Origin of the sequence: Ruegeria sp. Alg231-54 (assembly GCF_900143525.1) — a bacterium.
Taxonomy (GTDB): Bacteria; Pseudomonadota; Alphaproteobacteria; order Rhodobacterales; family Rhodobacteraceae; genus Ruegeria.
This window is the reverse complement of record NZ_FREZ01000008.1, coordinates 180,555-194,744: the sequence shown is the minus strand read 5'-3', so window position 1 is coordinate 194,744 and position 14,190 is coordinate 180,555. Positions and strand designations below refer to the sequence as shown.

Here is a 14,190-nt window from a genome sequence, read left to right as displayed (position 1 = left end):
TTTATGCCGAAGGTTCCGGCTCCATCCCACCGTCGGGCGGGGTCTTTTTGACCTTGGTCTTGGGAATGGCCGTAACGCTGGGCGCGCTGCCCTCATCCGGCTTGTCACCCTCGTCATCACCATCGGTCGGCGATTCGCCATTCATGACACGCTTAATCTCGTCCCCAGTCAGGGTTTCGTATTCCAGCAAGCCTTGCGCCAGACGTTCCCATTCCTCGTTCTTGTCGGACAGGATCTTGTGCGCGCGCTCATAACCCTGCTGGATCAGGCGTTTCACCTCTTCCTCGATCAGCTCTTTGGTATGCGCTGAAACCGAGAAGCCAGCAGTGTTGCCCGAATAGCCATCATGCGCCTCGGCATAATCAATGTTGCCGACTTTGTCAGACATACCCCAGCGCATCACCATGGCACGGGCCAACTGGCTGGCCTGCATGATGTCACCGGCGGGACCGTTTGAGACGTGGTCTTCACCGTATTTGATCACCTCGGCGGCTTTGCCTGCCATAGTCATGGCCAGCTTTTGCTCGCATTCGTCGCGGTGATAGTTCAGACGGTCCATTTCCGGCAACGACACCACCATACCCAATGCGCCACCGCGCGGAATGATGGTCGCCTTGTAGACCGGATCGCACAACGGCAGCGACAGACCGACGACCGCGTGACCAGATTCGTGATAAGCGGTCTTTTCTTTTTGGTCTTGCGTCAGCACCATCGAACGGCGCTCGGCCCCCATCATCACCTTGTCCTTAGCGTTCTCAAAGTCTTCCATGGTGACGAAGCGACGACCAACACGGGCAGCCATCAGTGCGGCCTCGTTCACGAGGTTCGCCAGATCAGCGCCTGAGAAACCCGGAGTACCACGCGCGATGATGCGCAGGTCGACATCGGGGCCCAGAGGCGTCTTGCGCGCGTGCACGCCCAGGATCTTCTCACGGCCTTTGATGTCGGGGTTGCCGACGGTCACGTTGCGGTCAAAACGACCGGGGCGCAGCAGCGCAGGGTCCAGAACGTCCTTACGGTTGGTGGCCGCCAGAATGATCACACCCTCATTGGCCTCGAACCCGTCCATCTCAACCAGCAACTGGTTGAGTGTCTGTTCGCGTTCGTCGTTCCCGCCGCCATAGCCGGCACCACGATGGCGACCCACGGCGTCGATTTCGTCGATGAACACAATACAGGGTGCATTCTTTTTGGCCTGTTCGAACATGTCACGCACACGGGATGCACCAACACCAACAAACATCTCAACAAAGTCAGAACCTGAGATGGTAAAGAACGGCACACCCGCCTCACCAGCAATCGCACGGGCCAGCAGCGTTTTACCGGTGCCCGGAGGGCCAACCAGCAGCGCGCCTTTCGGGATCTTGCCACCAAGACGGCTGAACTTCTGCGGGTTGCGCAGGAATTCCACGATCTCTTCCAGCTCTTCCTTAGCTTCATCGATGCCTGCGACATCGTCAAATGTCACGCGGCCATGCTTTTCGGTCAGCATCTTGGCCTTGGACTTGCCAAAGCCCATCGCGCCGCCTTTTCCACCGCCTTGCATCCGGTTCATGAAGTAAACCCAAACACCAATAAGCAGCAGGAACGGCAGCAGCGTGATCAGGAACGACTGGAAACCGGATTGCTGCTGTTTCTCGGCGCGAACGGGAATGTTCTCGTCGATCAGCAGTTTGGTGACCTCAGCATCGCCGGGTTTGATGGTGACATAGCTGGCACCGCTTTGCGTGGTATAGCGAATCTGTTCGCCATCCAGAGTCACATTCTTGACTTCGTCGGCTTGAACGGCCGTTACGAAATCAGAATAAGTTCTTTCATTGCTCTGAAGCGTCCCGCCTGGTCCGCTGAACAAATTGAACAGTGCAAGGATCAGCAAAAACAGAACGACCCAGAAGGCGATGTTACGAGCGTTGCCCAAGGAAAGTCTCCCAAAAGATTTCGGCAGATGGGGGTCTGCCGGGTTGCTCTATAAAATAGAGATGATTCAAGGAGGTTCAATGCGATAAAAAAGAAGAATGAAACTCGGGCGTTCCTGGGGCCAATTCAGCCGTCCATCCGTTTACGAACCCGGCAGTTGGCGCTGACACCAGTTCATCCGCAAGCCAAACAGCGGGTGAGGCCAACAAGACTTGACGCGGTTTACCCAAATCCCGCCAATCTGGAACCCTTGGCAGGCCCTGCTCGCCTAACGGGCGGATTTGCATACCAGCAGTCGAAGGTCCTGACAGAATCCAGCGTTTGTCCCACGGCTCGCCTGGGCGCGCGATTTCGCCCTGAACTACGTTTAGTTCTCTGCAAACCCACGTTTTATTGACCTTTGGGACAAGCAAACAGCCATTGATCGACGTACCGGTACCCTCTTCAACAGCCTTCACAGCCTGATCCACCGACGTTTGGCGTGGTGGATACCCCGCTCCGGCAATCCATGCGATGCAGCCGATCACAAGCCGGCGCTGGATTTCCTGAGGCAAAGACTGAAAGGCGGTGCGATCCAAGCAAACATCACCGGTTTCCACCACGGCGATTTTTCGGGCGGATTCCTGCGTAAAACGCTCCAACGCCTCACGCGCCTGCGCAAGGTTTTCTGCGACTCGGGTCAAAGAACTGGCCGTGATTCCCAAATCCTTGAGGTCAGACAAGGCCTGCCGTGCCTTGATCCGGTCAAACCGGAGGTCCTGATTCGAGGGATCTTCGATCCAGCCAACTCCCTCACCAGACAGATAGCCACGCAATGCTTGCCTTGTTATACCAAGCATCGGCCGCAACATCGTCACGCCATCCAAAATCCGTTCAACCGGCATGCCCGACAGACCCGTAACACCAGCTGCGCGGCCCAGTCGCATCAGGAAGGTTTCGGCCTGATCATCCGCGGTGTGGCCTAACGCAATCGCGCTGATCGCATTGCGTGTGGCCCATTCGGTCAACATCCGATAACGCGCCTGTCTGGCCTGATCCTGAAGGTTCCCCTGACCGGCCCACCCTGTCCATTTCAACGTTTGATGCGTGATACCCATACGCGCGGCAAGCTCGCTTACTTCCTGCGCTTCGACTGCGGACTCGGGGCGCAAACAGTGGTCAACGGTCGCTGCGAACAGCCTAACCTGCTCGTTTTGGGCAATATCATTCAACAGCAAAAGCAGAGCGACAGAATCGCCCCCGCCAGAGACAGCCACACCCAGACGCGAAGGAAGGGTCTTGGGTAAACGCGCCCGAATCTCGGCCCGCAGTTCTTCAGCGTTTTCGGTCAAGAACAGCCCAGGCTTGCCATTTCCTGTGTGGCATTGGTGGCCGAGGCCGAAGACGGGAAGCGCACGCCCACCTCGCCAAGGGTGATGCAAGCCTGATCGGTCTGACCCAGACGCCCCAGCGCCGAGCCCAACTCAAACAGCGCCTCGGGTGCGAATGCACCTTCGGAATCGCCGGTAAAGCTGGCCAGAAAGGCCCGCGCGGCCTCACGCGTGTCACCGATCCCAACAAGCGCCCGCCCTCGTTTCAGGTTGGCTTCGGGGGCCAGCGGACTGCCGGGATACGAGGTTTCGAATGTGGCGAATTGCTCCGCTGCGGCCTGATAGTTGCCATCTGCCAGCGCCTGTGATGCGGCATCAAAGTCCGCGCGCTCACCCACTGCAAGTTCACCTTGTTCGGTCGGTGCCGGTGCCGTCGGGTTTGCTGGTGTTGCGGGAGCCGCAGCGGTGATTTCGGTTTCGCCACCCAGGGTCGAGGTCTCACCAAGCGTGCTAAGATCGCCGCCTTCCAGTTCCACCAACCGGAATTCCAGATCGCCGATCCGATTGGTCCCGTCGGTGACGATGTTTTGCACACGCTGGTTCAACTGTTCGGTCTGACGGGTCAGGCGCTGCAATTCAGCCTCAATGGCGTCAACACGTTCCAAAACGGAACTGCCAGCCAGATTGGGTGCCGGAGATCCGGTCGTTGAAAACTCGCGCTTGAGGCGTTGAACCTCGACATGCAGCACCGTAAGCTCCTGACGGATATCCGCCAGGGTTTGCTGATCCTGTGCACCTGCCACGCCCGCAGTCGCCACGACCACAGCCAGAACCCATCCTGCAATTCGCATCATCTTACCCCAAAGTTGAACCGGTCAGGACCGTCACCGAACGACGGTTTTTGGAATAGCATTCCTCGGTGCTGCAAATCTCGATCGGACGTTCCTTTCCGAAACTGACGGTGGTCAACCGGTTGCCCGCGACCCCACGTGAAATCAGGTATTCACGCGCCGCATTCGCGCGACGCGCGCCCAGAGCCAGGTTATACTCGCGAGTACCCTGTTCGTCCGCGTGACCCTCGATCGTGGCGACGAAATCCGTATTGGCCAGTAGCCAGTCTGCCTGTCCCTGCAATATCGTCTGCGCCTGCCCGGTCAGGGTCGATTGATCGACCTCAAACAACACGCGGTCACCAACAGTTTGCTGGAAATAGGCCGGTGACTGAGGGTCGCTGGGCGAACCCGGCAGGATCGAGCCGTTACCGCCCGCGCCACCGCCCAGTGCCGAAGGATCGTTGTTGGTACAGGCGGCCAATACACTTAGCACGCCCAATGCTATGACTTTGCTCAATACATTCATTTCAGGTGCCTCGTCGTTTTATTGCTTTATTGCTGTCTCTGTTATCACAGTGCAGGAAATTTGTGAACTTTTCCAACCCCCTGCCCCGATCACTTCTGCAGTGGTCCCCAGGATGGATCGCTGCCACCATCCGGTGTACGTACCGGGCGCAGGTTCCGACCCGAGATATCCACCGAATACAGTGTCGCCCGACCGCTTGCGCCCTGCGATTCACGGGTGAACATGATGACGCGACCATTCGGCGACCATGTTGGCCCCTCATCCAGGAAGGACGAGGTCAGCAGGCGTTCCTCGCTGCCATCCGTCCGCATAACACCGATATGGAACCGGCCCTTGTTCTGTTTGGTAAAGGCGATCAGGTCCCCACGCGGCGACCAGACAGGTGTGCCATAACGCCCCTGCTTAAAGCTGATGCGGGTCGCCTCTCCGCCATTTGAAGGCATGATGTACAGTTGAGGTGTGCCAGAGCGGTCGCTTTCAAACACGATCTGCGACCCGTCCGGAGAATAGCTGGGGGCGGTCTCAATGGCAGGCGTGTTCGTCAGGCGCACGCTTTGCCCCGAGGCCAGATCCATTTTCCACAGGTCCGTGTTGCCACCCTGAATCAACGAATACAGAATGGAACGGCCGTCGGGCGAAAAGCGCGGCGAAAAGCTCATGGTACCGTCTTGTGTCTTCAATTCGGTCCGTTTGACGCGATCGACGTCCAAAACATAAATGCGCGGCTGACCGGTTTCATAGCTTGTGTACAACAGCCGATCGCCCGAGGGCGAAAAGCGTGGCGCCAGAACAATCGCGGCACTGTCGGTCAGGTACTGAACGTTTGCGCCGTCATAATCCATGATTGCCAGACGCTTCAGACGCTGGTTCTTGGGGCCGCTTTCGGACACAAACGCGATGCGGCTGTCAAAGTAACCGCTCTCGCCGGTCACACGGCTATAAACCTGATCGGCCACTTTGTGCGCCATGCGCCGCCAGCCGTCTGTAGTGCCGGAAAACTGCAGACCATTGCCCAATTCCTGACCCGAGAACACGTCCCAAACGCGAAACCGCACAGTCAGGCGCTTGCCCGAGACATTGACTGCTCCCGTCACCAGGGCCTCAGCATTGATGGCCTTCCAATCGGCAAATTGCACTGGGGCTTCGAAACTGCTGACCCGACTGATGAACGCGTCTGAAGAAATTTCACGGAACAGTCCGGTTCCCGTCAGATCCGCCGCTACGACGCGCGATAAGTCGTTTGCGTATTGTGTGGCTGCTGGCCCGTCGGGCACGAAATTCGGCACCGCAAAAGGCAAGGGTTCGATAATCCCCTGATCCAGCTCAAGACGCAGTGGTCCGCTTTGTGCATACACAGGCGCCGCCAAAATTGTCAGGCCAAGCAACAGGCTGGTCAGAAATCTCATCATTTGATCCGCATCCTCTCGGGATTGAATGTAATCTCAATATCCCGCCATTGTTCGTATTTGTCAGCAGGCAGGGTGTATCCTTTGGCCCCGCAGCGCAAAATCGCTCGCCGGGCGGCCTCGTAGGCTTGTCTTGCAGACGCATCATTACCGCCGGAACTGTCCAGCATGCGCAGGCTGCCGCCGAGCACCTTGCCATCCGGCGTCAGCGAGAACCCGACCACAACGACCGTTTGCAGTGCGTCCGTGGACAGAGAACCAACGTTCCAGCACTTCGACACAGCCAGTCGCATAGCATCCTTCTCACCCGCAGTCAGGGGTGGACCAGACGATTCGCTGCTCTGCCCCAGCGCCTCGGCCAGTGCGTCGTTGATCGCGGTTTCATCACTTGGCGCGGGCTCTGGTTCGATCGGTTCTTCGGTCTCGGCCACTTCGGGCTGCGCCGGCGGCGTCGGCCGGTTCGGCCGCACCAGCGGGCGCGGAGAGCTGCGCGGCGCATATTCCTTGGCTTCTTCCGCCTCGGTCACGATTTCATCCGTGGCCTCTTCGGGTGCCGTTTGATCCTGCTGTTCTTGCTGAGTTTCAGCTCCCTCGTCCAGCGATACAGCCGGGGATTCAATATCATCTGGCGTGGCCTCGGGCGGCGGCGGCGCAACAGGTTCAGGCGCTACTTTGTCCGCAGGCTGCGGCTGTGCCTCGGGCCCTGGCGGGGTGGGCAAAACGACGGCCTCGGGTTCTGGGGGGGCCAATTCGGGGGGCTGTTCGATCGCGACCGGTTCGGGAGGAGGGGCCAGCGGTTCTGGTTCCAGCTCTGGCTCTGGTTCATTTGGCTCAGACACTTCAGGCGTCGGAGGTTCCTGCTCCACCGGTTCAGGGGTGGGGATTTCTTCCTCGGGCGCATCGGGCTGTTGCAGGGCAGTTGGCGTAGGCAGCTCAGGCGCCTCACTCTGAGCCGTCATTGCTGCGAACTGTTCAGCCGAGATCACCGAGATATCCTGAACAGGCATAGGCAATGGTTCGGACCGAAAGGTGCCGCCAAACAGAGCCCACGAAATCAAACTGACATGGGCAATTGCCGAGATCTTGGTGCCGGTATCCACCGCGCGGCCTCACTCTCCACCTTCGTCCAACGCGGGGCCGCCGGTATCGGTCACCAGCCCCACATTGGAAAACCCACCTGCATTCAGCGCACCCATAACCTGCATAACCTGCGCATAAGGGATCGCGCCATCCGCGCGCAGGAACACCCGGTCACTGCTGCGTTCTGCCGCAATGGCGCGCAGCTTGCCAATCAACTCTTCGCGGGCAACATCGGTGGTTTGAATCTGAACGCGCCCTTCTGCAGTCATCGTGACTGTCAGCGGTTCTTCGTTATCGCCCGGCAACGCGCTTGCCGCCGTCTTGGGCAGGTCCACCGGCACGCCAACGGTTAGAAGCGGTGCCGCCACCATAAAGATAATCAGCAAAACCAACATGACGTCTACAAAAGGCGTCACGTTGATCTCGGCCATCGGCTGCGCCCGCCCGCGACGACGGCCGCGTCTGCGCCCGTTCCCGCCTCCGTTCTGCTGAACCGCCGCACCCATCTTAGCTGTCCAACTGACGCGACAGGATGGTGGCGAACTCGTCGGCAAAAGCCTCGTAGCCACCCACGATCCGATCACTGTCTGAACTGAGCTTGTTGTAGAAAATTACCGCCGGGATCGCAGCCAACAGACCCAGGCCCGTGGCCAAAAGCGCTTCGGCAATGCCGGGTGCCACAACGGCCAGGTTGGTGTTTTGCTGCTCGGCAATCTCAATAAACGCGTTCATGATGCCCCAAACGGTCCCGAACAGGCCAATGAACGGCGCGGTCGAGCCCACCGTCGCCAAAATGGGCAAGCCTTTTTGCAATGTCTCGGACTCTTTGGCGATTGCCACGTCCATCGAACGGTCAATCCGCGCAGTGGCCCCCGCGATCAGCCCACCATCCGTTCGGTGCGACCTGCGCCATTCGATCATGCCAGCGGCAAAAATCTTCTCGGAACTGCCGTCGGGCTGCGATCCGGTATGTTCGAACAACTCATCAAGCGGGTTGCCAGACCAGAAGGCCTCGTCAAACACCTGCGCCTCGCGGCGGGCCGCGCGATAGTTGATCAATTTCTGAATGATAATCGCCCAAGACCAGATGGATGCAGCGATCAGCATCAACATCACCAGTTTGACGACAAAGGTCGCGCGGGCATACAGCCCCCACATGGAGAAATCGATCTCCTGCGCCAGCGCCAGCGTTTCAGCTTCCATGAACCTGCTCTTTGTTTTTTGCCTGACGGCCGTTCGTTTGGCCTTGTTTTTCCAAACGCTATCGCAGTTGGTTATGAAAAGCCAACATAACCACCCCTGACCGACAAATTGTTACATCAATGCGCGAATCTCTGCCGGAAGGCGGACCGGCTTGCCTTGCGCGTTCATGCAAACAGCAGTCACCGAGGCGCGAAATATCTCGGTCTCCCCCCTCTTGACCAACTGCCCCATGGTCAGCCGCACACAAGAGATTGACGACAGCCAAGTTTCAACGATCAGCTCATCATCGAACTTTGCCGGGACCAGATAATCGGCCTCGATCCGGCGCACGACCCAGACGATCCCGCCATCGCGCATCGCGTTCTGATCATTGCCCAGACGGCGCACATAGTCAGATCGCGCGCGTTCGATAAACTTGAGGTAATTCGCGTGGTATACGACCCCGCCCATATCGGTGTCTTCATAGTAGACCCGGATCGGAAAGATATGCTTGTGGGGCGCATCAGCTTCATTGGCCATGTTATCAAGTCCGGTCTCTCAAATATGTAACGCGCGGGGCAAATCCTGCTTTGAAACAGATGCATGGTTGCCGCGGGTCCTGCAATCCCCATGTGGGGGCAAATTCCGCACCTTCCCAAGTCTGCTATCGAATTTCTACGATTTGCCCTCTAGAATTTCAACCAACCCACGTGAATTCAACAGGAGTTTCAATGGCTAAAGGACAAAAAGAAGAGAGGATGTTCTTTCTTCCAGTCCTTCAAGGCGTCTTGCCATTCAACCGCGCGACTTTGCCTGCGGAAATTTTAGCAGGCCTGACTTTTGCCTGCCTCGCGATCCCCGAGGTCATGGGCTACACAAAGATCGCAGGCACACCGGTTGTGACTGGGTTGTACACCATCCTTATCCCAATGGCGCTGTTTGCGCTGTTCGGTTCGTCCCGCCATCTTGTTGTGGGCGCGGATTCTGCCACGGCGGCGATTACGGCCTCTGCCCTGGCTGGCATGGCAGTGTCGGGTTCGTCCGAGTATCTGGCGCTGGCCTCCCTGTTGGCGCTGATGGCTGCAGTTTTGTTGATTGCCGCACGCATCATCGGCTTAGGGTTTCTGGCTGATTTCCTATCCCGGACAGTTCTTGTCGGGTTCCTGACAGGCGTGGGCATTCAGGTCGCAACCGGTGAAATACCGGGGCTTTTGGGGATCGAAAGCGACGGTCACGGGACCATCGCCAAGCTTCAGGCAACCATTCAGAACATCGACCAGACAAGCTGGCCCACATTGGCGGCGGCGGCGGCAGTTCTGCTGATCGTCGTCGGATGCCGGCAGCTGTCACCGAGACTACCCGGCCCGTTATTCGCCATACTTGGGGTAATCCTATGCAGCTGGGCGTTCCAATTCGCAGCATCCGGCATCGCGGTACTGGGCTCGGTTCCCAGCGGCTTGCCTGCGCTCTCTGTCCCGAACGTGGATTGGAGCTGGACCCTGTTCAAACAGCTGCTGCCAACCGCGCTGTCAATCTTCGTTGTGATCCTGGCCCAAAGTGCTGCAACCTCGCGGGCCTATGCGGCGCGCTACGAAGAGAAGTTCAGCGAGAACACAGACCTTGTCGGGCTGGGTCTGGCCAATCTGGGAGCGGCATTTACGGGCACATTTGTGGTAAATGGCAGCCCAACAAAAACCGAGATGGTGGCCAGCGCCGGTGGCCGCAGTCAGGTGGCACAACTGACTACCGTCTTGATCGTCTTGGTGGTCATACTGTTCCTGACCGGCCCACTGGCCTACCTGCCGAATGCGGCACTGTCTGCAGTCGTGTTCCTGATCGGCCTGAAGCTGATCGACCTGAAAGGCCTGATTGCAATTTACCGGCAAGCCCGGTCCGAATTTTGGATTGCTGTCGCCACGGCTACAGTTGTCGTTATCGTGGGGGTCGAACAGGGTATCATCTTTGCGATGGTACTGTCATTGATCGACCATACCCGCCGCGGGTACCGCCCCAAAAATTCAGTGATCGTCAAAACCAAAGACGGTGGTTGGCATTCGAAACCCATTCCTGCACCGAACCAATTCGAACCCGGGCTTGTCATCTATCGCTTCTCTCACAGCCTTTACTACGCGAATGCACAGCGGCTTTCGGATGAGATTGCGACAATCACCCATGATTCAGATAACAAAGTACGTTGGTTCTGCATCGAAGCCTCGGCCATCGATGACGTGGACTTCACCGCAGGCTATACGCTGCGCAATGTTCTCAATCTCATGCAGGAGAAGAACATCAGGCTGGTTTTCCTCCTGGTCGAACCGCATGTCCGGTCAGAGTTGGACAGGTACGGCGTGACCGATTTGGTGGGCAACGACGCTTTCTTCGACACGGGAAGCGACTTGTTAAGCGCTTTTCAACACCGCAACACATCCAAATCGTAGATGATCTCAGCTTAAATCACTGCGACTGCTGCATTCGTGCAAACAATCGCAAGCCATGCGCCGGATCCTGCGCTGCCCCCGGCAAAACCGGATCATAGGCTGCCCTGATCAGCCCAGCGATGTCCGGGCGCAGGATCGTCACCCCCTCGGCAACCGCCAGCGGCGATTGCGTTCTGAACGCAGTGTCCGACCACAGCAAAATGGTCTGCACCACCTGGCTGAGCGCTAAAGTCTCTGCCGGAATCTTGGACAGCTCTTTGTCCATGCGCAGGAAGACAAACGCAGCCCGGATCGCACCGTCCTCTTCAAACCGGACCACCCGATACTGATTGGCATCCGCCGCGATCAGTCGATCGACTAACGGCGCAAGACCGGGAACCAGCCGATCCAGATCGGGAACTTCCAGCAGTTCCTTCCAGTCGCGGAAAAAGAACACCATGCAATTCGCACCAAGTTCCGGATCCGTTTCGGCCATCTTATGATCGGCCAGGCTTACCACGGCCTCAAATGCGCCCTTGACGGTGGTCAGAGTTTCCTCCTCGACCCCAAAGACGATGGGCACGATGGGCCGCCCCCAACGCGCGAACAGAAACTCTCCGCTTTCACGGGTGAACAACGACTGAATGTCTTCGGGGGTCACGCCCAATCCTTCATCTTTTCGAAAGTACTCTCGCCGAAGGCATAAAATTTAAAGGCCGCAGCTTCAACCAAACAGATCGTTTTGCCCCTTAGGAGCCGCCATACCCAGATGAGCCCAAGCCTTCTGCGCCAACATCCGCCCGCGCGGCGTGCGCTGGATCAGGCCTTGCTGCAACAAATAGGGCTCAATCACTTCCTCCAGCGAATCGCGGCTTTCAGACAACGCTGCCGACAGGGTCTCAATCCCGACCGGACCACCGGCATAGTTCTCAGCGATCAGCTTGAGGTATCGCCGGTCGGCACCATCCAAGCCCAGATTATCCACACCCAACCGCGTCAGCGCGCCATCCGCCAGATCCAGGGTGATACGTCCATCGCCCTCGACGATGGCAAAATCCACTACCCGTCGCAGCAATCGCCCTGCGATCCGCGGGGTCCCGCGCGATCGGCGCGCAATCTCTCTGGCACCTGCATCATCAGCCGGCGCGCCCAGTTTGCGGGCGTTGCGAGTAACGATCTCGTGCAACTCGTCCACTGTGTAAAACTGCAACCGCGTCGGAATGCCAAATCGGTCGCGCAATGGGGTGGTCAGCAAGCCCATCCGCGTCGTCGCACCAACCAAAGTAAACGGCTGCAGCTCAATCCGCACCGTGCGCGCCGCCGGGCCTTCGCCGATCACCAGGTCCAGCTCGAAATCCTCCATCGCTGGATACAGCACCTCTTCGACGGCCGGGTTCAGACGGTGGATTTCGTCGATGAACAACACATCGCGGGATTCCAGATTGGTCAGGATCGCCGCCAGATCACCTGCTTTGGCCAGAACCGGCCCCGAGGTCATGCGGAAATTCACCCCCAACTCGCGCGCCATGATTTGCGCCAGCGTCGTTTTACCCAGACCCGGAGGGCCATGAAACAGCGTGTGATCCATCGCCTCGCTCCGCATACGCGCGGATTGAATGAAGATGCGCAGATTGGCCCGCGCCTCGGCCTGACCGATGAATTCGTCCAGCCCCTGCGGACGCAGGGCGCGGTCGTTATCCTCGGGCAAGGGCTCGGGGCGCAATGTGGGATCGGCGTCTACCATTCAGTTACCCTTTCGGAGCCAGCAACTTGAGCGCCGCCCGGATCAATTCAGCCTCGCCTGCATCCGGCAGGCTGGCGGCCGCTTCGGCCACGGCCGAGGCCGCCTCGGATGGTCCGTACCCCAAATTGCCAAGGGCTGACAGTGCCCCCGCCGAGGCTGCAGCCGACCCCGAGGCAGGTTTGGTCTCCCGCTTGGGCACTGGTGCCGGTTCAGACAACTCAACAACTTCCAGCCCGGGGCCGCCCATCGCTTCGGTCACGGTCCCGCCCATAGCCATCACACCCGGCGCCTTGTCTTTTAGATCCAGCACGATCCGCTGTGCCGTCTTTGGGCCCACGCCTTTCGCCGCTTTGACGGCACCCCAATCCCCAAGCGCAATGGCCCGGCTGACCCCATCCGGACCCAGCGCGGACAGAATGGCGAGCGAGACCTTGGCCCCAACGCCCTGAACCGAACACAGCAGGCGATGCCATTCCTTTTCGACCAGGGACAAAAACCCGAAAAGCTGCATCAGGTCCTCGCGCACCACCATATCGGTATAGATCGAGACAGCCTCGCCAACGCCCGGCAACGCGGCCATGGTCCGGTCCGAGCAGTAAACGAGATATCCGACCCCACGCACGTCGATCAACACGTGATCTGCTGCGCGATAGTCCAATCGTCCGGTCAGTTTTCCGATCATGCCCGCACCTCTTTCACGCGCGCCTGCGGCGCTGCGCCGTAATATGAATGACAGATGGCAATCGCCAGCGCATCCGCCGCATCCGCCCCTTTGGGCTTACAGCCCGGCAGTTGCAATTTGACCATATGAAGAACCTGCTCTTTCTCGGCATGCCCAACGCCCACAACCGTTTTCTTGACCCGGTTGGGCGCGTATTCACCCACGGGCAGCCCTGCTTGCGCCAGCGTCAGCAACGCCACACCCCGCGCCTGACCCAGCTTCAGCGTACCAGCCCCATCCTTGTTGACGAAGGTCTGTTCGATGGCCGCCTGATCGGGTTGATGTTCTGCAATGACTTCGACGATCTGATTGTACAGCGACAGCAAACGCTCGCCCAAATCGTCCCCGTCAGACTTGCATAGCCCGTTGGCGACGTGGCTCAGGCGGCTGCCATGCGATTCGATGACGCCCCATCCCAGGGTCCTAAGCCCCGGATCAATGCCCAAAATCCGCATGTTTCGCCCCGGCCTGCTCGAGTTTTTGTGATCTTTTTTATGGATTAGCACGAAGCGTGAACATTTTCCAAGCGAATTGACAGAGAGCGCAAAAACGACAGACCTGTTTCACGCGCGACAAAACGGCCAGTTTGCGACAGTCAAAAGTCTGAAATCGACACGTTTCATGAAGCAAAAATGGCCAATAAATTAAGGGGTTCTAATGAATCTTGAGCTCTGCAAAAAACGCATAGGACAGTTGCAATTTCCGCACTTGCACAGCTGATTTGGCAGCACTAGATGCCGCTCAGATCGAACGATCAAAACGTAAACTTAAACCAGAAGGAAACAGGATATGGCTGCACTGGACACCACCCGCACCACCACCGGCTCATTCGGCCTCGTCGGCCGTATCGGCGCATATTTCGCATCGGTCGTGAACGCCGTTGTCGAATGGAATGACGCCCGCGTGACTCGTAACACGCTGAGCGGTCTGACAGACCGCGAGCTGGAAGATATCGGACTGTGCCGTGGCGATATTGACGTCGTGGCCGAAGGTCGTCGTTAAGATTTAACACACCCACTCATATGCCCCTTCCCTCCCTCAGGGGCAAAACAGA

The 14,190-nt window shown here is 58.3% G+C and carries 15 protein-coding genes; 2 read left to right on the top strand and 13 right to left on the bottom strand.

Translation table 11 applies throughout. The annotated features are described in order from the left end of the window. Window position 1: 1 nt before the first annotated feature. From ftsH to ybgC, 9 genes are all read right to left on the bottom strand, one after another. The gene (ftsH, locus tag DHN12_RS15485) at window positions 2–1,918 is read right to left on the bottom strand and encodes an ATP-dependent zinc metalloprotease FtsH (RefSeq protein ID WP_058273226.1); all 1,917 of its coding nucleotides are present in this window, start codon (window positions 1,916–1,918) and stop codon (window positions 2–4) included. 76 nt (window positions 1,919–1,994) lie between these two features. Then, on the bottom strand, window positions 1,995–3,248 hold the full coding sequence (gene tilS, locus DHN12_RS15480) for a tRNA lysidine(34) synthetase TilS (protein ID WP_108861020.1): 1,254 nt from the start codon (window positions 3,246–3,248) through the stop codon (window positions 1,995–1,997). Continuing rightward, on the bottom strand, window positions 3,245–4,078 hold the full coding sequence (gene ybgF / locus DHN12_RS15475; RefSeq protein ID WP_108861048.1) for a tol-pal system protein YbgF: 834 nt from the start codon (window positions 4,076–4,078) through the stop codon (window positions 3,245–3,247). Before ybgF ends, tilS begins: the two co-directional genes overlap by 4 nt. Window positions 4,079–4,082: 4 nt before the next feature. Next, complete coding sequence (gene pal / locus DHN12_RS15470) at window positions 4,083–4,586, bottom strand: peptidoglycan-associated lipoprotein Pal (protein ID WP_108861019.1); 504 nt, start codon at window positions 4,584–4,586, stop codon at window positions 4,083–4,085. 89 nt (window positions 4,587–4,675) lie between these two features. Beyond that, entirely contained in the window at window positions 4,676–5,995 is a 1,320-nt protein-coding gene (gene tolB, locus DHN12_RS15465; RefSeq protein WP_108861018.1) for a Tol-Pal system beta propeller repeat protein TolB, read from the bottom strand. Continuing rightward, complete coding sequence (locus DHN12_RS15460; protein WP_108861017.1) at window positions 5,992–7,092, bottom strand: energy transducer TonB; 1,101 nt, start codon at window positions 7,090–7,092, stop codon at window positions 5,992–5,994. Before DHN12_RS15460 ends, tolB begins: the two co-directional genes overlap by 4 nt. A gap of 9 nt (window positions 7,093–7,101) precedes the next feature. After that, window positions 7,102–7,578, bottom strand: coding sequence for a protein TolR (tolR, locus tag DHN12_RS15455; RefSeq protein ID WP_108861016.1), 477 nt, complete (start codon window positions 7,576–7,578; stop codon window positions 7,102–7,104). A 1-nt stretch (window position 7,579) separates the two neighbouring features. Continuing rightward, complete coding sequence (gene tolQ, locus DHN12_RS15450; protein WP_108861015.1) at window positions 7,580–8,275, bottom strand: protein TolQ; 696 nt, start codon at window positions 8,273–8,275, stop codon at window positions 7,580–7,582. Window positions 8,276–8,386: 111 nt separating this feature from the next. Continuing rightward, window positions 8,387–8,794 (bottom strand): tol-pal system-associated acyl-CoA thioesterase, encoded by a 408-nt coding sequence (gene ybgC / locus DHN12_RS15445; protein ID WP_108861014.1) that lies wholly within the window; start codon window positions 8,792–8,794, stop codon window positions 8,387–8,389. Between the two features lie 191 nt (window positions 8,795–8,985). On the opposite strand from ybgC, the gene DHN12_RS15440 reads away from it, so the two are divergent. Next, entirely contained in the window at window positions 8,986–10,692 is a 1,707-nt protein-coding gene (locus DHN12_RS15440) for a SulP family inorganic anion transporter (protein WP_108861013.1), read from the top strand. A 16-nt stretch (window positions 10,693–10,708) separates the two neighbouring features. Here the strand turns inward: DHN12_RS15440 and DHN12_RS15435 are convergent, their stop codons facing one another. The 4 genes from DHN12_RS15435 to ruvC form a co-directional block, all read right to left on the bottom strand. Further along, window positions 10,709–11,332 (bottom strand): hypothetical protein, encoded by a 624-nt coding sequence (locus DHN12_RS15435; protein ID WP_108861012.1) that lies wholly within the window; start codon window positions 11,330–11,332, stop codon window positions 10,709–10,711. A 63-nt stretch (window positions 11,333–11,395) separates the two neighbouring features. Continuing rightward, window positions 11,396–12,415: a Holliday junction branch migration DNA helicase RuvB gene (gene ruvB, locus DHN12_RS15430; protein WP_108861011.1), complete on the bottom strand. Its 1,020-nt coding sequence runs from the start codon at window positions 12,413–12,415 to the stop codon at window positions 11,396–11,398. Window positions 12,416–12,419: 4 nt separating this feature from the next. Further along, window positions 12,420–13,097, bottom strand: coding sequence for a Holliday junction branch migration protein RuvA (gene ruvA / locus DHN12_RS15425; RefSeq protein WP_108861010.1), 678 nt, complete (start codon window positions 13,095–13,097; stop codon window positions 12,420–12,422). Further along, window positions 13,094–13,591 carry a crossover junction endodeoxyribonuclease RuvC gene (ruvC, locus tag DHN12_RS15420; protein ID WP_058273216.1) on the bottom strand — a complete coding sequence of 166 codons (498 nt, stop codon included), beginning with the start codon at window positions 13,589–13,591 and terminating at the stop codon, window positions 13,094–13,096. Before ruvC ends, ruvA begins: the two co-directional genes overlap by 4 nt. A gap of 334 nt (window positions 13,592–13,925) precedes the next feature. Here ruvC and DHN12_RS15415 point away from each other — a divergent pair, with 334 nt between their 5' ends. Further along, the gene (locus DHN12_RS15415) at window positions 13,926–14,138 is read left to right on the top strand and encodes a DUF1127 domain-containing protein (RefSeq protein ID WP_108861009.1); all 213 of its coding nucleotides are present in this window, start codon (window positions 13,926–13,928) and stop codon (window positions 14,136–14,138) included. The last annotated feature ends 52 nt before the right edge of the window (window positions 14,139–14,190 follow it).